The organism is Streptomyces melanogenes (assembly GCF_014649795.1).
Lineage (GTDB): Bacteria > Actinomycetota > Actinomycetes > Streptomycetales > Streptomycetaceae > Streptomyces > Streptomyces noboritoensis.
Map to the genome: position 1 here is coordinate 25840 of NZ_BMTS01000012.1, position 26053 is coordinate 51892.

At 72.8% G+C, this 26053-nt stretch carries 18 protein-coding genes and 1 pseudogene; 9 read left to right on the forward strand and 10 right to left on the reverse strand.

The genetic code is table 11. The annotated features are described in order from the left end of the window. Nucleotides 1-255: 255 nt before the first annotated feature. Complete coding sequence (locus IE252_RS24880) at nt 256-1554, reverse strand: citrate synthase (protein ID WP_190091709.1); 1299 nt, start codon at nt 1552-1554, stop codon at nt 256-258. A 179-nt stretch (nt 1555-1733) separates the two neighbouring features. After that, nucleotides 1734-3950 carry an SF1B family DNA helicase RecD2 gene (gene recD2 / locus IE252_RS24885; RefSeq protein ID WP_190091710.1) on the reverse strand — a complete coding sequence of 739 codons (2217 nt, stop codon included), beginning with the start codon at nt 3948-3950 and terminating at the stop codon, nt 1734-1736. A gap of 288 nt (nt 3951-4238) precedes the next feature. Between recD2 and IE252_RS24890 the strand changes: the two genes are divergently transcribed. After that, nucleotides 4239-4646 carry a DUF937 domain-containing protein gene (locus IE252_RS24890; protein ID WP_190091711.1) on the forward strand — a complete coding sequence of 136 codons (408 nt, stop codon included), beginning with the start codon at nt 4239-4241 and terminating at the stop codon, nt 4644-4646. Nucleotides 4647-4694: 48 nt separating this feature from the next. Here the strand turns inward: IE252_RS24890 and IE252_RS24895 are convergent, their stop codons facing one another. Both IE252_RS24895 and IE252_RS24900 read right to left on the reverse strand, forming a co-directional pair. Then, nucleotides 4695-5501: an SDR family NAD(P)-dependent oxidoreductase gene (locus IE252_RS24895; RefSeq protein WP_190091712.1), complete on the reverse strand. Its 807-nt coding sequence runs from the start codon at nt 5499-5501 to the stop codon at nt 4695-4697. A 142-nt stretch (nt 5502-5643) separates the two neighbouring features. Next, nucleotides 5644-6711 carry a LacI family DNA-binding transcriptional regulator gene (locus IE252_RS24900; protein WP_190091713.1) on the reverse strand — a complete coding sequence of 356 codons (1068 nt, stop codon included), beginning with the start codon at nt 6709-6711 and terminating at the stop codon, nt 5644-5646. A 216-nt stretch (nt 6712-6927) separates the two neighbouring features. Between IE252_RS24900 and IE252_RS24905 the strand changes: the two genes are divergently transcribed. From IE252_RS24905 to IE252_RS24935, 7 genes and pseudogenes are all read left to right on the forward strand, one after another. Then, nucleotides 6928-8091, forward strand: a complete 1164-nt coding sequence (locus tag IE252_RS24905) for a Gfo/Idh/MocA family protein (RefSeq protein WP_229848782.1) — start codon at nt 6928-6930, stop codon at nt 8089-8091. Beyond that, a complete protein-coding gene (locus IE252_RS24910) occupies nt 8088-9242 on the forward strand; it encodes a dihydrodipicolinate synthase family protein (RefSeq protein ID WP_190091714.1) in 1155 nt (384 codons plus the stop codon). The genes IE252_RS24905 and IE252_RS24910 overlap by 4 nt, the downstream gene beginning before the upstream one ends. Next, nucleotides 9239-10174 (forward strand): sugar phosphate isomerase/epimerase family protein, encoded by a 936-nt coding sequence (locus IE252_RS24915; protein ID WP_190091715.1) that lies wholly within the window; start codon nt 9239-9241, stop codon nt 10172-10174. The genes IE252_RS24910 and IE252_RS24915 overlap by 4 nt, the downstream gene beginning before the upstream one ends. A 44-nt stretch (nt 10175-10218) precedes the next feature. Then, nucleotides 10219-10719, forward strand: a pseudogene (locus tag IE252_RS24920) (GNAT family N-acetyltransferase); the annotation flags it as partial. Nucleotides 10720-10724: 5 nt separating this feature from the next. Beyond that, the gene (locus tag IE252_RS24925) at nt 10725-11561 is read left to right on the forward strand and encodes a sugar phosphate isomerase/epimerase family protein (RefSeq protein ID WP_190091717.1); all 837 of its coding nucleotides are present in this window, start codon (nt 10725-10727) and stop codon (nt 11559-11561) included. Nucleotides 11562-11841: 280 nt separating this feature from the next. Next, on the forward strand, nt 11842-13662 hold the full coding sequence (locus tag IE252_RS24930; protein ID WP_190091718.1) for a glycoside hydrolase family 3 protein: 1821 nt from the start codon (nt 11842-11844) through the stop codon (nt 13660-13662). Between the two features lie 60 nt (nt 13663-13722). Continuing rightward, nucleotides 13723-14301: a hypothetical protein gene (locus IE252_RS24935; protein ID WP_190091719.1), complete on the forward strand. Its 579-nt coding sequence runs from the start codon at nt 13723-13725 to the stop codon at nt 14299-14301. A gap of 181 nt (nt 14302-14482) precedes the next feature. Here IE252_RS24935 and IE252_RS24940 read toward each other — a convergent pair whose 3' ends face one another. From IE252_RS24940 to speB, 6 genes are all read right to left on the reverse strand, one after another. After that, on the reverse strand, nt 14483-15886 hold the full coding sequence (locus IE252_RS24940; protein ID WP_190091720.1) for a S28 family serine protease: 1404 nt from the start codon (nt 15884-15886) through the stop codon (nt 14483-14485). A gap of 129 nt (nt 15887-16015) precedes the next feature. Continuing rightward, a complete protein-coding gene (locus IE252_RS24945; RefSeq protein WP_190091900.1) occupies nt 16016-16396 on the reverse strand; it encodes a hypothetical protein in 381 nt (126 codons plus the stop codon). 412 nt (nt 16397-16808) lie between these two features. Beyond that, entirely contained in the window at nt 16809-20516 is a 3708-nt protein-coding gene (locus tag IE252_RS24950; protein WP_190091721.1) for an ABC transporter ATP-binding protein, read from the reverse strand. 143 nt (nt 20517-20659) lie between these two features. Continuing rightward, a complete protein-coding gene (locus IE252_RS24955; RefSeq protein WP_373298608.1) occupies nt 20660-21646 on the reverse strand; it encodes a serine hydrolase in 987 nt (328 codons plus the stop codon). 154 nt (nt 21647-21800) lie between these two features. Continuing rightward, a complete protein-coding gene (locus IE252_RS24960; RefSeq protein WP_190091722.1) occupies nt 21801-23471 on the reverse strand; it encodes a thiamine pyrophosphate-binding protein in 1671 nt (556 codons plus the stop codon). After that, nucleotides 23468-24439: an agmatinase gene (gene speB / locus IE252_RS24965; protein ID WP_190091723.1), complete on the reverse strand. Its 972-nt coding sequence runs from the start codon at nt 24437-24439 to the stop codon at nt 23468-23470. Before speB ends, IE252_RS24960 begins: the two co-directional genes overlap by 4 nt. A gap of 156 nt (nt 24440-24595) precedes the next feature. Here speB and IE252_RS24970 point away from each other — a divergent pair, with 156 nt between their 5' ends. After that, nucleotides 24596-26041, forward strand: a complete 1446-nt coding sequence (locus IE252_RS24970; RefSeq protein ID WP_229848783.1) for a PucR family transcriptional regulator — start codon at nt 24596-24598, stop codon at nt 26039-26041. Nucleotides 26042-26053: the final 12 nt, after the last annotated feature.

The following is a 26053-nucleotide window of genomic DNA, read 5'->3' on the forward strand; positions in this document are numbered from 1 at the left end:
TCTAAGTGGTCGATGCCGAGGACGTCTTGGGGGACGTCCATGGAATGTCTTGGGGGACGTTCCAGGCAGCGCGTTGGCCGGGGCACGTACAACGGGGAGCTTTGAGCGGCCCACCCGTTACGTACGTACCCCGGCAGACCGCCGGACTCCCGGCCGGATCCCGTGGGGGGAATCCGCACCGGGTAAATGGGAAGCGCCCCGGCCGCCGACCCGTGGGGGGATCGGTGGGCGGGGCGCTTCTGTATGTTTTTTGGCTCAGCGGGCCTCGACGGGCACGAAGTCGCGCAGGACCTCGCCCGTGTAGATCTGGCGCGGGCGGCCGATGCGGGAGCCCGGCTCCTTGATCATCTCGTGCCACTGGGCGATCCAGCCCGGCAGGCGGCCCAGCGCGAACAGGACCGTGAACATCTCGGTCGGGAAGCCCATCGCGCGGTAGATCAGACCCGTGTAGAAGTCCACGTTCGGGTACAGGTTGCGCGAGACGAAGTACTCGTCGGAGAGCGCGTGCTCCTCCAGCTTCAGCGCGATGTCGAGCAGCTCGTCGGACTTGCCGAGGGCCGACAGGACGTCGTGCGCGGCGGCCTTGATGATCTTCGCGCGCGGGTCGAAGCTCTTGTAGACCCGGTGGCCGAAGCCCATCAGACGGACGCCGTCCTCCTTGTTCTTCACCTTGCGGATGAAGGAGTCGACGTCGCCGCCGTTGGCCTGGATGCCTTCCAGCATCTCCAGGACCGACTGGTTGGCGCCACCGTGCAGGGGGCCCCACAGCGCCGAGATGCCCGCCGAGATCGAGGCGAACATGTTGGCCTGCGACGAGCCGACCAGGCGGACCGTGGAGGTCGAGCAGTTCTGCTCGTGGTCCGCGTGCAGGATGAGCAGCTTGTCGAGCGCCGAGACGACGACCGGGTCCAGCTCGTACTCCTGCGCCGGGACCGAGAAGGTCATCCGCAGGAAGTTCTCGACGTAGCCGAGGTCATTGCGCGGGTAGACGAACGGGTGGCCGATCGACTTCTTGTACGCGTACGCCGCGATCGTCGGAAGCTTGGCGAGCAGGCGGATCGTCGAGAGGTGGCGCTGCTTCTCGTCGAACGGGTTGTGGCTGTCCTGGTAGAACGTGGACAGCGCCGAGACGACCGAGGAGAGCATCGCCATCGGGTGGGCGTCCCGCGGGAAGCCGTCGAAGAAGCGCTTGACGTCCTCGTGCAGCAGCGTGTGCTGGGTGATCTCGCTCTTGAACGTCGACTGCTGGTCGACCGTCGGCAGCTCACCGTTGATGAGCAGGTACGCGACCTCCAGGAAGGTCGAGCGCTCGGCCAGCTGCTCGATCGGGTAGCCGCGGTAGCGCAGGATGCCCTGCTCGCCGTCGAGGTACGTGATCGCGGATTTATAGGCGGCAGTGTTGCCGTATCCGCTGTCCAGGGTCACGAGACCGGTCTGGGCCCGGAGCTTCCCGATGTCGAAGCCCTTGTCGCCGACGGTGCTGTCGATCACCGGGTAGGTGTACTCGCCATCGCCGAACCGCAGTACTACAGCGTTGTTAGCGTTCTCGCTCACGTCATCCCTCACCGACGTAGTGCCTCTTCTTCGAGGTGCCCTGACTGTCTCTACCATCCCCCATTTGGCTCAGCAGAGTGCACTCGGGGTCGCCCATTGGGCTTATTAGCGGCACTCAGTGCCGTCAACCTGCTCATCCTGCCCCCTTCGCCCCGGTTCTGGAAGCCCCGGGTGATGTTTCACACCAAGGCGCCCCCTGACAGCCGATGAGCGAGTGCGGTAAAGCGTCTGCCTGCGGAAACCGTACGCACTGCCTGGCCGATCGCCTTGCGGGACCCCACCAGGACGACGAGTTTTCTGGCGCGGGTGACCGCCGTGTAGAGCAGGTTCCGCTGGAGCATCATCCAGGCGCCGGTGGTGACCGGGATCACCACCGCCGGGTACTCACTGCCCTGCGAGCGGTGGATCGTCACCGCGTACGCATGGGCCAGCTCGTCCAGTTCGTCGAAGTCGTACGGCACTTCCTCGTCCTCGTCCGTCAGCACCGTCAGCCGCTGTTCGTCCGGGTCGAGCGCGGTCACCACGCCGACGGTGCCGTTGAAGACACCGTTCTTGCCCTTCTCGTAATTGTTCCGGATCTGGGTGACCTTGTCGCCCACCCGGAACACCCGGCCGCCGAACCGCTTCTCCGGCAGGTCGGGGCGGGCCGGGGTGATGGCCTGCTGGAGGAGGCCGTTGAGGTTGCCGGCGCCCGCCGGGCCGCGGTGCATGGGGGCGAGCACCTGGATGTCGCGCCGGGGGTCGAGGCCGAACTTCGCGGGGATGCGCCGCGCCGCCACGTCCACCGCGAGCCGCCCGGCGTCCTCGGTCTCCTCCTCCACGAAGTGGAAGAAGTCGCTGAGGCCCTGGGTGAGCGGCGGGACGCCGGAGTTGATGCGGTGGGCGTTGGTGACCACGCCGGACTGCTGGGCCTGGCGGAAGATCCGGGTGAGCCGGACCCTCGGCACCGGGCCGCCCTCGGCGAGCAGATCGCGCAGCACCTCGCCGGCGCCGACCGAGGGCAGCTGGTCCACGTCCCCGACCAGCAGCAGGTGCGCGCCGGGGGCGACCGCCTTCACCAGCTTGTTGGCGAGCAGCAGGTCCAGCATCGAGGCCTCGTCGACCACCACCAGATCGGCGTCGAGCGGGCGGTCCTTGTCGTACGCCGCGTCGCCGCCCGGCTTCAGCTCCAGCAGGCGGTGCACCGTCGACGCGTCGGCGCCGGTGAGCTCGGCGAGCCGCTTGGCGGCGCGGCCGGTGGGCGCGGCGAGCACCACCTTGGCCTTCTTGGCCCGGGCGAGCTCGACGACCGAGCGGACCGTGAAGGACTTGCCGCAGCCGGGGCCGCCGGTGAGCACCGCGACCTTGCTGGTCAGGGCGAGCCGCACGGCCTCCTGCTGCTCGGGGGCGAGCTCGGCGCCGGTGCGCGCGGCGAGCCAGGACAGGGCCCGGTCCCAGTCCACGTCCTGGAAGCCCGGCATCCGGTCCTCGCGGGTGCGCAGCAGCCGGACGACCTGGGCGGCGAGGGAGAGCTCGGCGCGGTGGAAGGGGACCAGATAGACGGCGGTGACCCGCTCGGCCCCGCCCTCGGGCCCCGGGACCGGCTCGCGGACGACGCCCTCCTCGGTGACCAGCTCGCCCAGGCAGTCGATCACCAGGCCCGTGTCGACCTGGAGGAGCTTCACCGAGTCGGCGATGAGCTGCTCCTCGGGCAGGAAGCAGTGGCCCTGGTCGGTGGACTGGGACAGGGCGTACTGAAGCCCGGCTTTCACCCGCTCCGGGCTGTCGTGCGGGATGCCGACGGCCTGGGCGATGCGGTCGGCGGTGAGGAAGCCGATGCCCCAGACGTCGGCGGCCAGCCGGTAGGGCTGGTTCTTCACCACGGAGATCGAGGCGTCCTCGTACTTCTTGTAGATGCGCACGGCGATGGAGGTGGAGACGCCGACCCCCTGGAGGAAGACCATCACTTCCTTGATGGCCTTCTGCTCCTCCCAGGCGGCTCCGATGAGCTTGGTGCGCTTGGGGCCCAGGCCCGGCACCTCCACCAGGCGCCCGGGCTGCTGCTCGATGACGTCGAGCGTGTCCGTGCCGAAGTGCTCCACGATGCGGTCGGCGATGCGGGGGCCGATGCCCTTGATCAGGCCCGAGCCGAGGTAGCGCCGGATGCCCTGGATGGTGGCGGGCAGGATCGTCGTGTAGTTCTCCACGGTGAACTGCTTGCCGTACTGCGGGTGCGAGCCCCAGCGGCCCTCCATCCGCAGCGACTCGCCCGGCTGCGCGCCGAGCAGCGAACCGACCACCGTGAGGAGATCGCCACCGCCGCGCCCGGTGTCGACCCGGGCGACCGTGTAGCCGTTCTCCTCGTTGGCGTATGTGATCCGCTCCAGGACCCCTTCGAGCACCGCGAGATTGGACATGATCCGACGCTACCGGTGGGCTCGGACACCGCGGGGCGCCTGTGGACAACTTTCCGCGCGGGGCGGCCCGGGGAATTCAAGGGGGCCCGGTCCGTATGACCGGGCCCCTCGATTCCCTCCCCTATCCCTCCCCAGTCGGTGTCCCCTCGGATCCCCCCGGATCCCTCCCCTGGAACGCCGACGCAAAGTAAGACACCGGTCACGCCACAAGGGTTGTACGACTGCGGGCAGTAATTTTTCCGGAATCTCGACGTGCCGACAAAGGGGGGTGGTCGTAGCGTTTCGCCCATGAGTGACGATTCCAGCTTTGAACAGGACGTACTGAACGAGCTGGGGGACGACGGGCTGCAGCAGCTCGCCCAGCAGCTCGGCACGGACCCGGCCGGCGCCCAGCAGGTCGTGGAGTCGGCGGCCGCCGGTCTCGCGGACGGGCTGCCCCCGGACGCGGTGGCGTCGGAGGCGGCGGCCCCGGAGGACCGGCCCCTGGAGGGCGTGGCCACGCTCGGCGGCCTCGGGGCGGTCGGCGGCGGTCTGATGGCCGGGGTCCTGGCGAAGGCGACCAAGCCGGTGGCCACCGCGGTCGCGAAGAGGACGGGCCTCCCGGTCGCGACCGTCACACGGGGGCTCGAGCTGCTGGTGCCGGTGGTGCTGGCGGTGCTGAGCAAGAGGGCGGCGGGCGGCAAGGGGCCCAAGTAGCCCGCCGGGACCCCGCGCCCAGCCCCCTTTGGGAGCCTCACCAAGGCCTCACACCGCCTTCAAGTACCCCCCGTCCACCACGAAGTCCGCCCCCGTCGTGCTGCCCGACCTCGGGGACACCAGCAGGGCCACCGCGTCCGCTATCTCCTCGGGGGTCACCAGGCGGCCCGTGGAGACGTTCATCATCTGGGGGGCCAGGGTGTCCATCACCGTGTCGCGGTCCGAGCCCGCCATCGCCGCGATGATGTCCGCCGCGCCGCCCTCCTCGGTCCACCACGCCGTCCGTACCGCGCCCGGCGACACCGTGTTGAAGCGGACGCCCTGCGGGGCGTACTCCTCCGAGAGGACCTTGGTGAGGTTGGTCAGGGCCGCCTTCGCCGCGCCGTACTCGGCGTTGCCGACGGCGGGCTGACGCGCCAGGCCCGTCGAGACGCTGACGACGGCGCCGCCGCCGTCGGCCAGCAGGTGCGGCAGGGCCGCGCGGACCGCCCGTACCGCCGAGAACAGGTTGAACTCGAACATCGCGGGCCAGTCCGCGTCCGACGCGTCCAGGAACGACGTGCGCGGCAGGGACACGCCCGGCGGCGGGCCGCCCGCGTTGTTGACCAGGATGTCCAGGCCGCCGAACTCCTCGACGGCACGCGCCACCACGCGCGCGGGGGCCTCGGGGTCCATGAGGTCGGCGGCCACGTGGACGAGCTCGGGGCGGGCCAGCTTCTCCAGCTCCGGGCTGGTGCGGCGGGACACCGCGACCACGCGCGCGCCCTCGTCGAGCAGCGTGCGGACCACCGCGAGCCCGATGCCCTTCGAGGCGCCGGTGACGAGCGCGGAACGGCCGGAAAGGTGCAGGTCCATGGGGTTGTCTCCTCGGGGTGCGGCCCTCGCCCCGGACGGGCGAACCGGAGGCCGTGCACACGATCCTGGTGCGCCGCGCCCCCACCCGCTGGCGGGAATCCGGCACCGAGTTGGACCCCACCGAAGACCCCGGACACCGCCTCTACGCGCGCGTGCGTCCCGTCGAGCCCCGGACCATCAACTCGCCGTGCACCGTGGCGATCCCGCCCGGCGGCACCGGCTCCTTGCCCATCGCGAGCCGGCCCGCCCGCGCCCCGGCCTCGTACAGCGGCAGCCGTACCGTCGTCAGGGCCGGGACCGCGTCCGTGCTGAACGGGAGGTCGTCGAAGCCCGCCACCGAGACGTCGTCCGGGATCGACAGGCCCCGGTCGCGCAGGGCCGCGCAGGCACCGAGCGCGACCGTGTCGTTGGCGGCCACGACGGCCGTCAACGACGGGTCCAGGCGCAGGAGTTCGAGGGTCGCGTCGTAGCCGGAGCGGCGGTCGTACGAGCCGTGGACGAGCGGGCCCGGCGCCACGCCCGCGTCCGCGAGCGCGGCCAGGTGGCCCTCGACGCGGTGCCGGGTCGTGGTGCGCTCCTCGGGGCCCGCGACATAGCCGATGCGGCGGTGGCCGAGCGCCAGCAGGTGTTCGGTCAGACGGCGGCTGCCGCCCCGGTTGTCGAAGGTGAGCGTGGCCGCGACGGCGGGCCGTACGCCCGTACCGGCCCCGGCCCCGGGGAGCACCAGCGGCGGCCGCCCGCACAGCACGATGCGGGCCCCCGCCTCCGCGAGCCGTCCCAGCTTCGCCGCGACCGCCGCCGCGTGCCCGGGGTCCTCCAGGGCGCCGCCGGTGAGGATGACGGCCGCCGCGCGCTGGCGCTGGAGCAGCGTGAGGTAGGTCAGTTCGCGCTCCGGCGAGCCGCCCGTGTTGCAGACCACGGCCAGCTTCTCGCGGGCCCCGGGGCCGCCGCCGATCTCCGACTGGGCCGCGCCCGCCATGATCCCGAAGAACGGGTCGGCGATGTCGTTGACGAGTATGCCGACCAGGTCGGAGGTGGCGGCGGCGAGCGAGCTGGCGGGCCCGTTCAGGACGTAGTCCAGTTCGTCGACGGCCCGCAGGACGCGCTCGCGGGTGGCCGCGGCGACCGGGTAGTTGCCGTTGAGCACCCGCGAGACGGTCGCCGGGGACACCCGGGCGCGCGCCGCCACATCCGCCAGGGTCGCTGTCATCTCTGCCTCCGGGCACGTCTGTTGGGCACTTGGGGTGGTCCGGCCGCGCGCCTCTTGTCGGCGGCGCTGTGCGCAGGCTAGCGTCCCCCTCGATAGAAAGCGCTTGCTACAGCTGTTACCAGTAGCTGAACGCTGAATCACCGCACCCCGGCCGCCGGTACGGAAGGAACGTCGACACCGGTACGGAAGGGGCACAAGGGATGGAGGGGACTTCGGATGACACCGAAAGCCGCACGCCGGACCGTGCGGATCGCCATGAACGGCGTCACCGGCCGGATGGGCTACCGCCAGCACCTCGTACGCTCCCTGCTCGCCCTGCGCGAGGAGGGCGGCCTCGACCTCGGCGACGGCACGGTCCTGTGGCCCGAGCCCGTCCTGGTGGGCCGCCGCGAGTCCGCGCTGCGGGCCATCGCCGAGCGGCACGGCCTCGCCCACTGGTCCACCGACCTGGACGCGGTCCTCGCCGACGACACCGTGGAGATCTACTTCGACGCCCAGGTCACCTCCGCCCGCCAGGAGTCCCTGGTCAAGGCCATCGCGGCGGGCAAGCACGTCTACACCGAGAAGCCCACCTCCACCGGCCTGTCCGGCGCCCTGGAGCTGGCCAGGCTCGCCCGGGACGCCGGGATCAAGCACGGCGTCGTCCAGGACAAGCTCTTCCTGCCGGGCCTGCTGAAGCTGAAACGGCTCGTCGACGGCGGCTTCTTCGGGCGGATCCTGTCGGTGCGGGGCGAGTTCGGCTACTGGGTCTTCGAGGGCGACTGGCAGAGCGCCCAGCGCCCGTCGTGGAACTACCGCGCCGAGGACGGCGGCGGCATCGTGGTCGACATGTTCCCGCACTGGGAGTACGTGCTGCACGAGCTGTTCGGCCGCGTCACCTCCGTACAGGCGCTGGCGACCACGCACGTGCCGCAGCGCTGGGACGAGGGCGGCAAGCCGTACGACGCGACCGCCGACGACGCCGCGTACGGGATCTTCCAGTTGGAGGGCGGCGCGGTCGCCCAGATCAACTCCTCCTGGGCGGTCCGCGTGCACCGGGACGAGCTGGTCGAGTTCCAGGTCGACGGCACCGAGGGCTCGGCGGTGGCGGGTCTGCGCACCTGCCGCGCCCAGCACCGCGCCGCCACCCCCAAGCCGGTGTGGAACCCGGACCTGCCCGCGACCGAGTCGTTCCGCGCGCAGTGGCAGGAGGTGCCGGACAACACCGCGTTCGACAACGGCTTCAAGGCCCAGTGGGAGCTCTTCCTGCGCCATGTCGCCCTCGACGCGCCTTACCGCTGGGACCTGTTGGCGGGCGCGCGCGGGGTGCAGCTGGCCGAGCTGGGGCTGAAGTCGTCGGCCGAGGGCCGTCGTATCGAGGTGCCGGAGATCGCGCTGTGAGCCTGCTGCTGCCGCGCGCGGGCGGGGCGCTCGTCCGGTACGAGCCGCGCCCGGGCCCGGTCGTCGTCGCCCCGGGCGGCCCGCCCGTCTCCCGTACGGTCTTCTCGGCGGCGCACGTCGTCGCCGACCCGTACGCCGACACCGCGCCCGGCGGTCCGGCCGCCGTCGACTGGGAGACCACGCTCGCCTTCCGCCGCCATCTGTGGGCGCACGGACTCGGGGTCGCGGAGGCGATGGACACCGCGCAGCGCGGCATGGGCCTGGACTGGCCGGTGGCCGCCGAGCTGATCCGGCGCTCGGCCGCCGAGGCGCGGGCGGTAGGCGGGCGGATCGCGTGCGGGGCGGGCACCGACCAGCTCGCCCCGGGCGCCTCGCTTCCCGAGGTGACGGCGGCGTACGAGGAGCAGCTCGCGGTCGTCGAGGGCGCGGGCGCCCAGGCGGTCCTGATGGCGTCACGGGCGCTGGCGGCGGTGGCGCGCGGCCCGGAGGGCTATCTCGCGGTGTACGGGCGGCTGTTGGAGCAGACGGCCCGGCCGGTGATCCTGCACTGGCTCGGCCCGATGTTCGACCCGGCGCTCGCCGGATACTGGGGATCACCCGACCTGGACACGGCCACGGAGGCGTTCCTGGTGATCGTCGCCGCCCACGCGGAGAAGGTCGACGGCGTCAAGGTGTCACTGCTCGACGCCCGCCGGGAAGTGGCGCTCAGAAGGCGGCTTCCGGACGGCGTGAAGTGCTACACGGGCGACGACTTCCACTACCCCGAGCTGATCGAGGGCGACGAACAGGGCTTCAGCCACGCCCTGTTGGGGATCTTCGACCCGCTGGGACCGCTGGCCGCCGACGCGGTACGGGCGCTGGACGCGGACGATCCGGCGGGCTTCCGCAAGCGCCTCGACCCGACCGTCGAGCTCGCCCGCCACCTCTTCGCGGCGCCGACCCGCTTCTACAAGACGGGCGTGGTCCTGCTCGCCTGGCTGGCGGGCCACCAGGACCACTTCACGATGGTCGGCGGCCTCCAGTCGGCCCGCTCGCTGCCGCATCTGGCGCGGGCGTACGAACTGGCCGACGGTCTGGGCCTGTTCCCGGACCCGGAGGCGGCCGAGTCCCGTATGCGCACCCTGCTCACGGTCCACGGAGTCACCTCATGAGCCCCCACACCCCTGTTGACCTCTCCCGTCTCAGCATCAACCAGATGACCGTCAAACAGCTCTCGCTGCCCCAACTGGTCGACGCCTGCGTGGAGTCGGGCGTACCGGGCGTCGGGCTGTGGCGCGAGCCCGTGCGGGCGTACGGCGTCGAGGCGGCCGCGCGGCTCGTGCGGGACGCCGGGCTGGGCGTCACCACGCTGTGCCGGGGCGGCTTCTTCACCACGGCCGAGCCCCACGCGCGCGTACGTGCGCTCGACGACAACCGGGCGGCCATCGACGAGGCGGCGGCCCTCGGCACGGACACGCTGGTGCTGGTGTCGGGCGGACTGCCCGAGGGCAGCCGGGACCTGGCCGGGGCGCGCGAGCGGGTCGCCGACGCGCTGGCCGAGCTCGGGCCGTACGCGCACGCCCGGGGCGTCCGTCTGGCGATCGAGCCGCTGCACCCGATGTACGCCTCGGACCGCTGTGTCGTCTCCACCCTCGGCCAGGCCCTGGAGCTGGCCGAGCGTTTCCCGGCCGAGGAGGTCGGGGTCGTCGTCGACACCTACCACCTCTGGTGGGACGACCAGGCACCGGCCGCCGTGGCCCGCGCCGGGGCGGGCGGGCGCATCCACTCCTTCCAACTGGCGGACTGGATCACGCCGTTGCCCGCCGGAGTCCTGACCGGACGCGGCCAGCTGGGGGACGGCGTGATCGATCTGCCGGGCTGGTACGAGCGGGTGGGCGCGGCGGGGTACACGGGCCCCGTGGAGGTCGAGCTGTTCAACGAGGGGCTGTGGGGACGGGAGGGGGTGGAGGTGCTGCGGGAGACGGTGGAGCGGTTCGGGGAGGTGGTGCGGGGAGGGGCGGGCGCGCCGGGTGGATCGGTGCAACCCCTCGCGTCCGCCGGGCCGACGACTGCCGCGCCTCCGTTCGGGTCCTCCGTCCGGTGACCCCCGCCCGGCATACTGGCCCCGTGGCCGACACACACTCCGCCCCGCCCCGCCCCGAGCCCGTCCTGCGGGACCCCCGCCCGGGGGACCTGGGCTGGATCGTGGAGCGGCACGGCGCGCTGTACGCCGCCGAGTACGGCTGGAACACCGACTTCGAGGGCCTGGTCGCCGGGATCGTCGCGGGCTTCGCCCAGGACCACGACCCGCATCTGGAGCGCGTCTGGATCGCGGAGCTGGCCGGGCGCCGCGTCGGGTGCGTGATGTGCGTGCGCGACGACGCCCCGGCCACCGCCCGGCTGCGCCTGCTCCTGGTGGAGCCCGAGGCCCGCGGCCACGGCCTCGGGGACCGGCTGGTGGCCGAGGTCGTCGCCTTCGCGCGCGAGGTCGGCTACCGCGAGCTGGTGCTGTGGACCAACGACGTGCTCGCCGCCGCCCGCGCGCTCTATCTGCGCCACGGCTTCACCCTGGTGGCCGAGAAGCCCCACCGCTCCTACGGCGCCGACCTGGTCGGCCAGGACTGGCGGCTCGGACTGGCGGACCGGTGAACGGCGTGCGCTACGCGTTCTCCACCCTCGGCGTGCCCGGCCTCCCCGTCCCCGAGGTCGTCCGCCTCGCCGCCGCACACGGCTACCACGGCGTCGAGCTCCGCGCCCACCCCGAGGAGCCGGTGCACCCCGGCATCGACGCACGTCAACGAGCAGACGTGGCAAAGCAGTTCGCGGCTGGTGGCGTCCGCGTGCTCACGGTCGCCGGGTACGCGCGCGTGGCCGACCCCGACGACGCCGAGCGGCTGGACGCGCTGGTGGACCTCGCGTACGACCTCGGCGCCTCGTACGTACGTGTCTTCCCCGGCGGCCGGGGCAGTCCGGAAGACGACGGCGTCGCCGTGCGGCGGCTGCGGTCGGTGGCCGCGCTCGCCGCCGACCGGGGGGTGCGCGTGCTGCTCGAAACGCATGACTCGCACCGCACGGGCGCGGCCGTCGCCCGCGTCCTGGACCGGGTCGGCGCGCCCTCGGTTGGCGCGCTGTGGGACGTGATGCACACCTGGCTCGGCGGCGAGAGCCCCGCCGAGTCGTACACGGCACTCGCCCCGCACCTGGGATACGTGCAGGTCAAGGACATCACCTCGGCCCAGGACACCACCCCGCTGCCGCTCGGCGCCGGGGTGCTGCCACTGGCGGACGCATTGGCACCGCTGGGTCCGGACGGCTGGCTGTGCTGGGAGTACGAGAAGCGCTGGTATCCGGAGGCGGCGGAGCTGCCGGGGCTGCTGACGGCCGGGCGGGAGCGGCTGGCCGCGCTGCTCGCGGAGACAAGGACGCCACCCCACCCGACCCCTTGGCCCCGGCCGCCCGGTTCCGTACCTATTTCCCGCAGCGGGCCGTGACCCGGAACCCCTCGGTGGCGGGCTCCGTCCAAGTCCCGTACTGCCGGTGAGTCTCCGCAGAGCGGTGTCGGTCCTCGCTGCTGGCTGCGAACGGCCGACTCCCCTCTCCAACCGCCTGCGGCCGGCAGCACAGCCGCCACCGGCGCGCCCCCCTCCGACTGCGCCGGTGGCGGCCGCTCCCTTTTCCGGGAGCGGCGGTGCGCGCCCCCTTGACCGGCAATAACTTTCCGGTTATCGGTTCGGTTTGGAAGTTTCTTCCAGACCTAGGGATGGAGTGCCCGTGTCGTACCGCACCTCCAGACGCACCCTCCTCGCCACCGCCGCCGCGACGGCCGCCGCGGCCGCCGTCGGGCCCGCGCTCCCCGCGTACGCCGGGACCCTGCGCGCCCCGAGCGACCGCCTGCGCCGGATCGTCTCCCGGATGTCCCTGGCGGAGAAGGTCGGCCAGCTCTTCGTGATGCGGGTGTACGGACACTCCGCGACCGCGCCCGACCAGGCCGACGTCGACGCCAACATGAGCGAGATGGGCGTACGCACCGCCGCCGAGCTCATCGCCAAATACCACGTCGGCGGCATCATCTACTTCAGCTGGGCGCACAACACCCGCGACCCGCACCAGATCGCCGAGCTCTCCAACGGCATCCAGCGGGCGGGCCTGTCCCAGCCCACACCGGTGCCCCTGCTCATCGCCACCGACCAGGAGCACGGCATCGTCTGCCGGGTCGGCTACCCCGCCACCCTCTTCCCGGGCGCGATGGCGCTCGGCGCCGGGGGGTCGCCGCGCGACGCCCGTACGGTCGGGCGCGTCGCCGGGGCCGAGCTGCGGGCGCTGGGGATCCGGCAGAACTACTCCCCCGACGCCGATGTGAACGTCAACCCGGCCAACCCCGTCATCGGCGTCCGCTCCTTCGGCGCCGACCCGGCGGCGGTCGCCCGGATGGTGGCGGCGGAGGTGCGCGGCTACCAGGAGGCGGGGATCGCGGCGACCGCCAAGCACTTCCCCGGGCACGGCGACACCACGGTCGACAGCCACACCGGCATCCCGGTGATCACCCACACCCGGCAGCAGTGGGAGGAGCTGGACGCGCCGCCGTTCCGGGCCGCGGTCGCCGCCGGGATCGACTCGATCATGACGGCGCACATCCAGTTCCCGGCGCTCGACGCGACCAACGACCCGGCGACGCTGTCGCACCCGATCCTCACCGGGATCCTGCGCGAGGAGCTCGGCTACCGCGGGGTGATCGTCACCGACTCGCTGGGCATGCAGGGCGTACGGGACAAGTACGGCGACGACCGGGTGCCGGTGCTCGCCCTGAAGGCCGGAGCCGACCAGCTGCTCAACCCGCCGGACCTGGCGGTGGCCTGGAACGGTGTGATGGCGGCGGTCACCAGTGGCGAGATCGGCGTGGCCCGGCTCGACGAATCGATCCTGCGGATCCTTGAACTCAAGGAGCGGCGGGGCCTGTTCAGCCATCCGTACGTGTCGGGGCCAGGCGTGGACCGGGTGGTCGGCATCCGGCCGCATCTGGCCGCCGCCGACGCGGTGGCCGAGCGGACGACGACGCTGCTCGCCAACACGGGCGGGCTGCTCCCGCTGTCGCGGCGGCGCCACCGGAACGTGCTGGTCGTGGGCGCGGATCCGGCGTCGCCGTCCGGGACGACGGGTCCCCCGACGGCGGTCCTGGCGAAGGCCTTCACGGAGCTCGGCTTCACCGCGACCGCCCTGTCGACCGGCACCCTGCCCTCGCAGGCGCAGATCGACGCGGCGGTGGCGGCGGCGCGGGGCCGGGACGTGGTGGTCGTGGGCACGTACAACGCGGGTCCCGGCGGGGCGCAGGCCCGGCTGGTGGCGGCGCTCGGCGCGACGGGCGTGCCGGTGGTGCACCTCGCGATCCGCAACCCGTACGACATCGCGCACCTCAGCGGGTACGCGGCCTCGCTCGCCACCTACTCCTGGACGGACGTCGAACTGCGGGCTGCGGTACGGGTCCTGGCGGGCCGGGCCGCGCCTGCCGGGCGGCTGCCGGTGGCGGTGCCGCGCGGGGACGATCCGGCCCAGGTTCTGTACCCGATCGGCTACGGGCTGTCGTACCAGAGATAACCCCCGGGCCCTCTGGCGTGTTTTCGCGGTGAGCGGTCACGCTGAGGCAGGGGGTCGGACATGTACGAGTACGGTGCCGCAAGGTCGGTTTGGGTCGTTCCGGCGGCGTTCTGGGCGCTGCTCCTGACGGGCTGCGGCGAGACCCCGACCGCGTCGGCGCCCCCGTCCCCCACTCCCTCGTACGGCGCCACGTTCCTCGGGGCCGGGGACTGTGCGGCGCGGGGGCGGGCGTTCAGCGAGGTGCCGTGTACCAGTGAGCGGGCGGTGGCGCGGGTGTCCGTGCGGAGCGAGGGGGCGGCGCGGCGGGGTGGGGCGGCGGGGTGTCCGCTCGATACGGACTTCGTGCTGTACATCGGGGGTGACGGGGCTTCGGGGTACGCGTGTATGCGCAACCTGGAAGCGCCGCATCCGGGTGACCCGGGGATGGGGGGCGGGCCCTTCACCGTGGTGGGGGACTGTGTGTACCGGGCGGGGGCGGGCCAGGTGAAGGAGGCCGCGTGCGACGGCTCGGGCGCCAACGCGCCGGAGTACCGGGTGACTTCGTCGGTGCCGCGCCGGGCCGACTGTCCGGCGTCGACGGCGCTGTATGTGGAGCTGCCGGGGGGTGGGGAGGGGGTGGGTTGCGCGCGGCGCGTGTGATCCCCCACCCCACCCCTTCCCGAAAGCCCTCTGGCGGGCGGCCGGGTTCGTCGTCTGCGGACCGTGGGTGGCTGGCCGCGCAGTTCCCCGCGCCCCTTAAATGCGCCCCTTCGGGGCGCTCCTAGGGGCGCGGGGAACTGCGCGAGCAACCCACCACGGTCCGCAGACGAACACCGGGCCCCTACGGGCGCAGGGTCGGCTCGCGGTCCAGGGGCTGGTGGTCCAGGGTCGCGTCAAAACGCGCCAGCGGCTTCGCCGTCGAAGACGACACGCCCGCCCAGCGCAGGATCGCCGACGTCGCCGTCGTCTTCTCCTGCGCCGCCAGACCCGCCACCTTCGACCCGTGGTTGCCACCCGCGACCGTGAACACGTATGAGTCACGCGCCCCGGCTCCGAGCCGGAACCGCTCCGCGCCCCACGGGTCGTTCTGCCCGTACACGTACAGCATGTGGTCGGCGTGCTGCCGCACCCACGTGTCGACCGGCGGCATCGCGGCGGGGTGGAAGCGCATCGGGATGGAGCGCGGGACGAAGTTGCGCGGCGGCTGGTAGCCGTAGCGGCTCAGGTCGCCGAGCCAGGGCTGCCGGATGGTCGGCGAGCCGAGCTGCGTACCGGCCTGGTAGTAGTACGGCGTGTACGGCTCAAGACCCTGGTCCGTGTAGAACGAGAAGCCGGAGATCGTGTCGACCGTGTCCCAGATCGCCTGGTCGGTCGCGTGCGGCGCGTCCGCCGGGATGGTGCCGCAGTCCGCCAGCAGGTGATACTGCCAGAAGCCCCACACGTAGTCGAGCACGACCGCCTCGTACGACTTGTCGAGGGAGCCGGTCGTGGTGAAGGTGTAGCCGTTGGCCTTGGCGTACTCCGCGTACTTGGCCTCCAGCGGCTTGCGGCGCACCAGCGCCTCGCGCTGCACCGCCTCCAGCTTGTCGCGGCACTCCTTGGTGCCGACGTTCTGGAAGAAGCGGTCGTACGCCGAGTCCTCGTTGTTCACGACATCGTTGGGGGCGACGTACGCCACCACGCCGTCCATGTCCTTGGGGTAGAAGCGCTTGTAGTACGTCGCCGTCATCCCGCCCTTGGAGCCGCCGGTGGTCAGCCAGTTCTTGGCGTACACCGGCTTCAGGGCCTCGAAGATGCTGTGCTGGTCGCTGGCCGCCTGCCAGATGTCCAGCTTGTTCCAGTCCGCCGGGGCGGGGCGGGACGGGGTGAAGTAGCGGTACTCGACGGAGACCTGGTTGCCGTCCACGATCTGGGTCGGCTCGGAGCGGCTGGGGTTGGTCGAGACGCTGTAGCCGCTGGTGTACATGACCGTCGGGCGGGCGGTGTCCTTGTGCAGCAGGGTGATCCGCTGCTGGAAGGTGCCGGCGGCCGGGTTGTGGTGGTCCACCTGCTGGGTGAAGTTGAGGACGAAGTACCGGTAGCCGGGGTACGGCTTCTCCTCGATGAGACTCACCCCGGGTATCGCCAGGATGCGGTCCTTGATGTCCGGCTCGGCGGCGGTGGCCGCCCCTGCCGCGGCTCCCGCCACGCTCACCGTGCCTATGAGCACGACGAGTGAAAGAAGCCATCTGAGCGTCTTGCGCATGCACTCTCCCCTGGGGTCACGACGTGACGCGATCGTCGTGAACCTAGCGGGGCGAACACCCGTGCCACCAGACCCAATTGCCCTGGCACCGGGTTATGGCAGCGTTGTCATCCTCTGCTCAGGAAGGTCTCAGCACAGGATCCAGCCCGTGGAGCCGCCGCTGCCCGCCACCGAACCCGACGCCCGGACACAGCGGTTGATCGCGTGGACCGTGACCGGGCCCGCCTGCTGGGTGAACCGGCCGCTGTCCGAGACCGGGCCGCCGCCGCGCGCCTGGATCGTCACCGACATCTGCCGTCTCGCGCCGGGCGACTTGGCGACCGCCAGCGCGCACGCGTAGCCGTGCGTCTTGTAGACGCGCAGCTCGCCGGTGGCGAACTGGACCGTCTTGACCTGCCGTCCGCCGCACGAGGCCGCCGCGTCGGCGCTCCCCGCGCCCGGCCCGAGCACGGCCAGTGCGGCCGTCACCAGGAGCACGGCGACACCCGGACCGGCCCGCCCGCCCCGCATTCCCCCACCGAACACGCTTGCCACCTTCCGTCACACGAACGTATGTGAGTACGGACGCGCGGGGGCTACCGGCGGTTGCGCGGGGCGCGCGGGCGGCACCGGCGACGGCGAGGGCCCAGCCGAGCTGGTCGCCGCTCACCCCGTGGGAGGCGCAGTCCGGGTAGTAGTCGCCGTAGGTCAGACACCGGGCAAACCGGTCCGAGCTCGCCACCACGAGCACCGCGAGGACCACCGCCGGGATCAGGCCGAGCGCCGAGAGTACGGCCGCCGAGCGCAGCCGGGGCAGGGAGGTCGTCGGGGTCGGGGCGGCCTGGGACGCGGTGTTCGTGGTCATGCCCCGATCCAACCGGGGACGGCCCGCCGAGCGGACCGTCCCCGGTACTCATTCGCGTCCGTACGCGTACTCAGCCGCTCACACCGCCGCGGGCTCGTCCTCGCCGATGAAGGTGCGCCACAGGCTCGCGTACCGGCCGTCCTGGGCGAGGAGTTCGTCGTGGGTGCCGTCCTCGACGACCCGGCCGTGGTCCATCACCACGACCCGGTCCGCGCGGGCGGCCGTGGTGAGGCGGTGGGCGACGACCAGGGTGGTGCGGCGGCCGGTGAGCCGGTCGGTGGCCTGGTTGACCTGGGCCTCGGTGGCCAGGTCCAGGGCCGCGGTCGCCTCGTCGAGGAGCAGGACGTCCGGATCGACCAGCTCGGCGCGGGCCAGCGCGATGAGCTGGCGCTGTCCGGCCGAGAGGTTGCGGCCGCGCTCGGCGACCTCGTGGAGGTAGCCGCCGTCCAGGGTGGCGATCATGTCGTGCGCGCCGACCGCCCGGGCCGCGGCCTCCACCTGGGCGTCGGTGGCGTCGGGCCGCCCGTAGGCGATGGCGTCCCGGACGGTCCCGGCGAACAGGTACGCCTCCTGCGGGACCACGCCCAGGCGGTGGCGGTAGGCGGTGATGTCGAGCGAGCGCAGGTCGGTGCCATCGGCGGTGACCCGGCCACCGGTCGGGTCGTAGAACCGCGCGACCAGCTTGACCAGCGTCGACTTGCCCGCGCCGGTCTCGCCGACGAAGGCGACGGTCTGCCCGGCCGGGATCCGCAGGTTCACGCCCGACAGCGCCTCCTCCTCGTCGCCGTACGCGAAGTCGACGTCCTCGAAGGCGATCTCGCCGCGCAGCGAGAGCACGTCCAGCGGCTCGGCGGCCGCCTTCGTGGAGGTGGGCTCGCGCAGCAGCTCCTGGATCCGCTTGAGCGACACGGCCGCCTGCTGGTAGCCGTCGAAGACCTGCGAGAGCTGCTGTACGGGGGCGAAGAACAGGTCGATGTAGAGGAGGTAGGCGACGAGCGCACCGGTCGTCAGGGTGCCCGCGTCGACCCGGTGGGCGCCCACGATCAGCACCGCGGCCGCCGCGACCGACGACAGGAGCTGGACGAAGGGGAAGTACACCGAGATCAGCCACTGGCCGCGGATGCGGGCCGTGCGGTAGTCGGCGCTGCGGGCGGTGAACCGCTCGCCGCCGTCGCGCTCGCGGCCGAAGGCCTGGACGATCCGCAGCCCGCTGACCGACTCCTGGAGGTCGGCGTTGACCCCGGCGACCCGCTCGCGCGCCAGCTCGTACGCCTTCACGCTCTGCTTGCGGAAGAAGTACGTGCCGATGATCAGCGGCGGCAGCGTCACGAAGACGACCAGGGCGAGCTGGAGGTCGATGACCAGGAGCGCCAGCATGATGCCGAAGAAGGTGACGACCGAGACGAACGCGGTGACCAGGCCGGTCTGGAGGAAGGTGGCCAGTGCGTCGACGTCGGTGGTCATCCGGGTCATGATGCGGCCGGTGAGCTCGCGCTCGTAGTAGTCCAGGCCGAGCCGCTGGAGCTGGGCGAAGATCTTCAGCCGGAGGCTGTAGAGGACGCGCTCGCCGGTGCGCCCGGTCATCCGGGTCTCGCCGAACTGCGCGGACCACTGGATCAGCACGGTCAGCAGGGCCAGGCCCGCCGCCGCCCACACCGCGCCGAGCGCCAGCTTGGAGACGCCCTGGTCGATGCCGTGCCGGATCAGGACCGGCAGCAGCAGCGACATGCCCGCGTCGACGGCGACCAGCGCGAGGCTGACGGAGAGCGGCTTGCCGAAGCCGCGCAGCAGCCGGCGCAGCCCGTACGACTCCTCGGGCTGTACGGCCCGGGCCTCGTCGATGCCCGGGGTGTCGTCGGCCGGGGGCAGCGCCTCGACCTGGGCGAGGAGTTCGGGGGTCGCCGGCATGCCGCCGGGGGCGGAGGAGACGGGCTTGTCCTCGCGGATCCACAGCGGGGGCGTGATGCCCCGCTCGGCGTCGAACTCGGCGTCCAGCTCGTCCCGTACGGTCCGGTCCTCCACCGCCTCGACGGGCACCACGTGGCCGGGCGAGACCGCGCCCAGCTCGTCGGGGTCGGTCAGCAGACGGCGGTAGAGCGCCGAGTCGCGCTGGAGCTCCTCGTGGGTGCCGAGGGCCGCCAGGCGGCCCCCGTCGAGGACGGCGATGCGGTCGGCGAGGTTGAGGGTGGAGCGGCGGTGGGCGATGAGCAGCGTGGTGCGCCCGGCCATCACGGACTTCAGGGCCTCGTGGATCTCGTGCTCCACGCGCGCGTCCACGGCCGAGGTGGCGTCGTCCAGGACCAGCAGGCGCGGGTCGGTGAGGATGGCGCGGGCCAGGGCGACGCGCTGGCGCTGGCCGCCGGAGAGGGTCAGGCCGTGCTCGCCGACCGTGGTGTCGTAGCCGTCCGGCAGGTCGGCGATGAAGCGGTCCGCCTGGGCGGCGCGCGCGGCGGCCTCGATCTCCTCCTGGGTGGCGTCCGGCTTCCCGTACGCGATGTTGGCGCGCACGGTGTCGGAGAAGAGGAAGCTGTCCTCCGGCACCAGGCCGATGGCGGCGCGCAGCGAGGCCAGGGTGAGCTCGCGCACGTCGTGGCCGCCGACCAGGACGGCGCCGTGGGTGACGTCGTAGAAGCGCGGCAGCAGCAGCGAGACGGTGGACTTGCCGGATCCGGAGGCCCCGACCACGGCGACGGTCTCGCCGGGGCGGATCTCCAGGGAGAAGCCGTCCAGGACCGGGCGCCCGTCCTCGTAGCCGAAGCGCACGTCGTCGAACTCGACGGTGGCCGGGGCGTCGGCGGGCAGCTCCTTGGTGCCGTCGGCGAGGGACGGCTCGGTGTCGATCAGCTCCAGGACGCGCTCGACGCCCGCGCGGGCCTGCTGGCCCACGGTGAGCACCATGGCCAGCATCCGCACCGGCCCGACGAGCTGCGCCAGATAGGTGGAGAACGCCACGAAGGTGCCGAGGGTGATCTCGCCCCGGGTGGCGAGCCAGCCGCCGAGCGCCAGCATGGCGACCTGGCCGAGCGCGGGCACGGCCTGGAGGGCCGGGGTGTAGCGGGAGTTCAGCTTGATGGTGCGCAGTCGGCCCGCGAAGAGCTTGCGGCCCACCTCGCGGAGCTTGCCGGTCTCCTGGTCCTCCTGGCCGAAGCCCTTGACCACGCGGACGCCGGAGACGGCGCCGTCGACGACGCCCGCGACGGCCGCCGCCTGGCCCTGGGCGTACCAGGTGGCGGGGAAGAGCCGGGTGCGGCTGAGCCGGGCGATGAACCACAGCGCGGGCGCCACGGCCAGCGCGACCAGGGTCAGCAGCGGGGAGAGCCAGGCCATGATCGCCAGGGAGATCAGGAAGAGCAGGATGTTGCCGATGGTCATCGGCAACATGAAGAGCAGGCCCTGGATGAGCTGGAGGTCGCTGGTGGCGCGGCCGACGACCTGGCCGGTGGAGAGCTCGTCCTGGCGCCGCCCGTCGAGCCGGGTGATCGTCGCGTACATCTCGGTGCGCAGGTCGTGCTGGACGTCGAGGGCGAGGCGGCCGCCGTAGAAGCGGCGTATGTACGTCAGGACGTACACGACGACCGCCGCGGCTATGAGCAGGCCGGTCCAGACCGCGAGGGACCGGGTGTGGGCCCCGATCACATCGTCGATGATCACCTTGGTGACCAGCGGGACCAGAGCCATCACCGCCATGCCGCCGAGCGACGACCCGAGGGCCAGCACGACATCGCGCCGGTACCGCCAGGCGTACCCGGTGAGCCGCCGTGCCCACCCTTGCTCCGACGCCGCCACTGGTGCCTCCCGTTTGTCCGCTCCGCCGGAAGGCTCCAACGCCGTCACCGGCGGATTTCATCCCGTAGCAACATTCGGAAACGAAAGACCCGCCTCTGGTCCTAGGACCGGGCGGGTCTTCCGGGGGGGTGGGCAGCGGCGCGCTAGTGGGCCTGGACCGTCGAGACGAGGTCGCGGCCCGCGGGGGCCTCGGGCACCGGCGGGATGGCCTCGCTCGCCACGGTCGGCCGCTTCGGCGGGTTCCACGGCTTGCCGCCCTCGGACGGGCGGCCGAGGTCCGCGTGGACGGCGCGGGCGACGGCCTCGATGGTGCTGATGCCCTGGCCCATCGTGCCGTTGTCCTCGGTGAGGACGGCGATGCCGTAGTCGTGGCCGTTGTCGGTGAAGGCGCCGATGCTGTGCACCCGCCAGCCGTGCGTGGCGCGCGACAACCAGCCGTTCTTGACCTGCACGGTCGTCCCGCCCTGGACGCCGGCGGGGGTGCCCCAGCGCTGGTCGGAGCGGACCCGGTTCATCAGGCCCAGCTCGTACTCGCGGGCGTCCTCGCTGAGCACCGAGTTGGGGGAGGTCAGCAGCGCGAGCAGCTTGGCCTGGTCGCGGGCGGTGATCCGGGTCAGGCCCCAGTAGCCGTCGGAGCCCGGCGTCGTCTGGGTCATCCCGGCGGCCTTGAGGAACGCGGACACCTTGCCGGTGCCGAGCTGCTTCCACAGGGTGCTCGTCGAGGCGTTGTCCGACTCGGTGATCATCTTGGTGGCCAGGGCGCGCTCGTTCGAGGTGAGCGAGCGGTGCTGCTTGGTCGCGTCCCACAGCAGCGTCGCCAGCACGGTGGCCTTGACCACGCTGGCGGAGTCGAAGGTGTCGGTCGCCCGCAGCTCGCACTTGGTGCCGGTGGAGCGGTCGTACAGGGCCACGGCCGTCAGCGACGAGCGGCCGCTGAGCGCCGAGGTGATGTCCTTGGACAGCTTGGCGGCGAGCCCGGCCTTGTTCGAGGTGCAGGTCACCGACGCGGCGGCCGAGGCCGGCGCGGCACCCGCGACCACCGGCGCGAGCACACCCGCGGCGACGGCCAGGGAGAGCGCGCCGCGCCGGGCGCGGCGGGATATTCGGGCGGTGCGGAAGTGTCTGGGCAAAGCGTCCCCGTCCCCGGAAAGTCGTGAGGCGGGCGCACCTGTGTGGCGCGCCCGCCTGAGATGACTAGTCGAGGACGGGAAAGTTGCCCGCCGAAGACGTTGAAATCTGTCACAGCTCTGTCACCGGCGGACCCAAAGCGGTCCGATTCCGGCATTACAGATGCGTCGGCGCGAACATCCTCAGCACGGCGGGCAGCACGACCACCGAGGGCCCGGGGGCCGCCAGCGCCTTGCCCAGGTCCTCCCGGAGCGACTCCACGCTCGTATGGACCGCCGGGACGCCGAAGGACTCGGCCAGCGCGACGAAGTCCGGGCGGGCCAGCTCCGTGGCGGTGGGCTCGCCGAACGCGTCCGTCATGTACTCGCGCAGGATCCCGTAGCCGCCGTCGTCGACGATCAGCCAGGTCACCGGCAGGTCGTACTGCTTCGCGGTGGCGAGCTCCGCGATCGAGTACATCGCGCCGCCGTCGCCGGAGACCGCGAGCACCGGCCGTGTCGGGTCGGCGGCCGCGGCCCCGATCGCCGCCGGGAAGCCGTAGCCGAGGCCGCCCGCGCCCTGCGCCGAGTGCAGCGCGCCCGGCCAGGCGGACCAGGCCCAGTACGCCAGGATCGTCATGTCCCAGAAGCTGGGCGCGTCGGCGGGCAGCGCCGCGCGCACATCGGCCAGGATCCGCTGCTCGGCGTCCAGGTCCTGCCCCGCGAGGCGCTCGCGCACCTTGGCCAGGACGGTCCGTACGGAGTCGGCCGCCGCCGGGTCGGTGCGCTCGCCCACGGTCTCCAGGAGCGCGGAGAGCGCGATGCGGGCGTCCGCGTGGATGCCGAGCGCGGGGTGGTTGGACTCCAGCTTGCCGAGGTCCGCCTCGATCTGGATCACGCGGCCGCGCGGCCTGAACGTGTGGTAGTTCGAGGAGAGTTCGCCCAGGCCCGAGCCGACCACGAGCAGGACGTCGGCGTCCTCCAGGAAGTCCGTGGTGTGCCGGTCCTCCAGCCAGGACTGGAGCGAGAGCGGGTGCTCCCAGGGGAACGCGCCCTTGCCGCCGAAGGTGGTGACGACCGGCGCGTCCAGCCTCTCGGCGAGCGCGCGGAGCTTGCCGGAGGCGTCGGCGCGTACGACACCGCCGCCCGCGATGATCGCCGGGCGGGCCGCGTGGGTCAGCAGCTCGGCCGCCACGGCGGTCAGTTCGGGGCGCGGCACCAGGTCGTGCGGGGTCGCGTCCACGGCCGTGACGACCGGCAGGCGGGTCTCGGCGAGCAGCACGTCCTGCGGGATCTCCACCCAGACCGGGCCGTGCGGGGCGGTCAGCGCGGACTCCCAGGCCGCCGCGATCGCGGACGGGATCTGGGACTGGCTGCGGACGGTGTGCACCGACTTCACGACGTCGCGGAACGAGCCCTGCTGGTCGCGGAGTTCGTGCAGATAGCCGTGGCGGCCGCCGCCGAGCCCGGCGGTGGGCACCTGGCTGGCGATGGCGAGCACGGGGGCGCTCGCGGCGGCCGCCTCCTGGAGCGCGGCCAGCGCCATCAGGGCGCCGGGCCCGGTGGACAGCAGCAGCGGGGCGGCCTCGCCCGTGACCCGGCCGTACGCGTCGGCGGCGAAGCCCGCGTTGTTCTCGACGCGCAGCCCGACGTACGCCATCGACGAGCGCCGCAGCGCGTCGAACATCCCGAGGGCGTGCTGCCCCGGCAGCCCGAACACGGTGGTGGCCCCGAGCCCCCGCAGCGTCTCGACGACCAGGTCACCGCCGATGCGGCCGGGGGGCGGGTTCAGCGCCGCGCGGGTCTGCGCCTCGGTGGGGCGCAGCACCACGTCGTGGTCATGCGTCACTTGGACGCCTTGGCCGCCGCGATCTGCCGGGACATGATCGTGGTCAGCTCGTACGCCGTGTGGGACGCGGCCACCGACGTGATCTCGGCGTGGTCGTACGCCGGGGCGACCTCGACGACGTCGGCCGAGACCAGGTTGCAGGAGGACAGGCCGCGCAGGATCTCCAGGAGCTCGCGGGAGGTCATGCCGCCCGCCTCCGGGGTGCCGGTGCCGGGGGCGTGCGCCGGGTCGAGGCAGTCGATGTCGATCGAGATGTACAGCGGGCGGTCGCCGATGCGCTGGCGCAGCTGGTCGGCGATCTCGTCGGCGCCGCGGCGGTAGACGTCGGCCGAGGTGACGATGCCGAAGCCCATCTTCTCGTCGTCGGTCAGGTCCTGCTTGCCGTAGAGCGGGCCGCGGGTGCCGACGTGGGAGAGCGCCTCGGTGTCGAGGATGCCCTCCTCCACGGCGCGGCGGAACGGGGTGCCGTGGGTGTACTCGGCGCCGAAGTAGGTGTCCCAGGTGTCCAGGTGCGCGTCGAAGTGGAGCAGCGCGACCGGGCCGTGCTTCTTGGCGACCGAGCGCAGCAGCGGCAGCGCGATGGTGTGGTCGCCGCCGAGGGTCATCAGCCGGGCGCCGGTGCCGAGCAGGTCGTCGGCGGCGGCCTCGATCGTGTCGACGGCCTCGTTGATGTTGAACGGGTTCACGGCGATGTCGCCGCCGTCCGCGACCTGGGCGAGCGCGAAGGGCGAGGCGTCCTGCGCCGGGTTGTACGGGCGCAGCAGACGGGAGGCCTCGCGGATGGCGTTGCCGCCGAAGCGGGCGCCCGGGCGGTAGGAGACACCGCTGTCGAAGGGCACGCCGACCACGGCGACGTCGGCGGTGCCGACCTCGTCGAGGCGGGGCAGCCGGGCGAAGGTCGCGGGGCCGGCGTACCGCGGGACGCGGGACGAGTCGATCGGACCGCGCGGCGTTTCGTTGCTGCTCATGTCGGGGTGCCCTTCGTGATCGGCATGCGTACGGACCCGACGGCCCGTGGTTCCTCCGGGCCGGTGCGGCCCGCGCTGGCCACCCTAGGTGGCCGTACCGCCATACTGAAGTGTACGTTTCCTACACTTATGGCCTCACCGATGTACGGAGTGCCCATGACTGCCGAGCCCACGGCAGCCCCACCCACCACTCCCGTCCCGCTGGCCGCCCTGCTGGCCCGGCCGGACCTGGGTCTGCGGCAGATCGCGGGGCCGCCGGACGCCGTCGTGCACTGGGTGCACACCTCGGAGATGGCCGACCCGTACCCGTATCTGCTCGGCGGGGAGCTGCTGCTCACGGCGGGCGTGCAGCTCACGGACCCGGAGCGGTACGCGGCGCGGGTCGCCCAGGCGGGCGCGGCGGCGCTCGGCTTCGGGCTCGCGCCGGTGTACGACGCTGTTCCGGCGGCCCTGGTGGCCGCCTGTGAGCGGCACGGGCTGCCGCTGGTGGAGGTGCCGCCGCCGACCACGTTCACGGCGATCGCGCGCGCCGTGTGGGGCCTGATGACCGAGGCCCGCCACCACGAGCTGCGCCGGGTCTCCCAGGCCCAGCAGGGCCTCGCCTCGGCGGCCGCACGACCCGACCCGGTCCCGGCGGTCCTGCACCAGCTCGCGGTGCGGCTGGGCGGCTGGGCGGGGCTGCTGGACGCGGACGGCGCGGTGCTCGCCGGTGCGGGGCCCGACCGGCCGGACGAGGTGCGGGACGCGGTGCGGCGGCTCGCGGGGGTGGTGACGGGTCCGGCCTCCGGCGGCCCCAAGGCGCTGACCGCCACCGACGCCGTCGCCGGGGAGCAGCTCGCCGTCCACGCGCTCGCCGGGACCCGGGGGCTCACCCTCGCGGTCGCCGGTCCCGGGCGCGACCCCGGCGACCACACCATCGCCGGGGTCGCGGCCGTACTGCTCTCGCTGCTGACCGCCGAGCGGCAGGGCGCGGACGAGGCCACCCGGTCGGCCGCGCTGGTGCGGCTGCTCCTTGGCGCGGCCCCGGCCGAGGTCGCGCCGCTGCTCGGCGAGGCGCCCTGGACCGTCGTCCACGCGCGCGGCGAGGGCGCCCCGCCCGACCTCGGCAGCCCGCTGGTGGAGGCGGGCGACGGCCACGCGCGCGTGCTCGTCCCCGGCGGGCAGGACGTCGGCCCGCACCCGGGCTGGACGCTGGGGGCGAGCGCGCCCGTGGCGGCCGGGGAGCTGGCCGCCGCCGACGCCCAGGCCGCCCGGGCGCTGCGCCGGGCGGAGGCGGCCCGTTCGCCCCTGGTGCGCCACCGCACCGGCGGGTACGCCTCGCTGGTGGACCCGGAGGAGGCCGCCGCGTACGCCCGCGGGCTGCTCGCCCCGCTCGCCGAGCCGCTGCTCACGACCCTGCGCACCTGGCTCTCGCTGCACGGCAGCTGGGACCGCACGGCCGTGGCGCTCGGCGTGCACCGCAACACCGTCCGCCAGCGCCTGGCCCGCTGCGCCGCGCTGCTCGACGCGGACCTGGACGACATGGACGTCCGTACGGAGCTGTGGCTGGCGCTGCGGAGTGCGGGCGGACGTGCGCAGGCTCACTCTGGACAGTGCGAGTGACCGCCGGGTAAC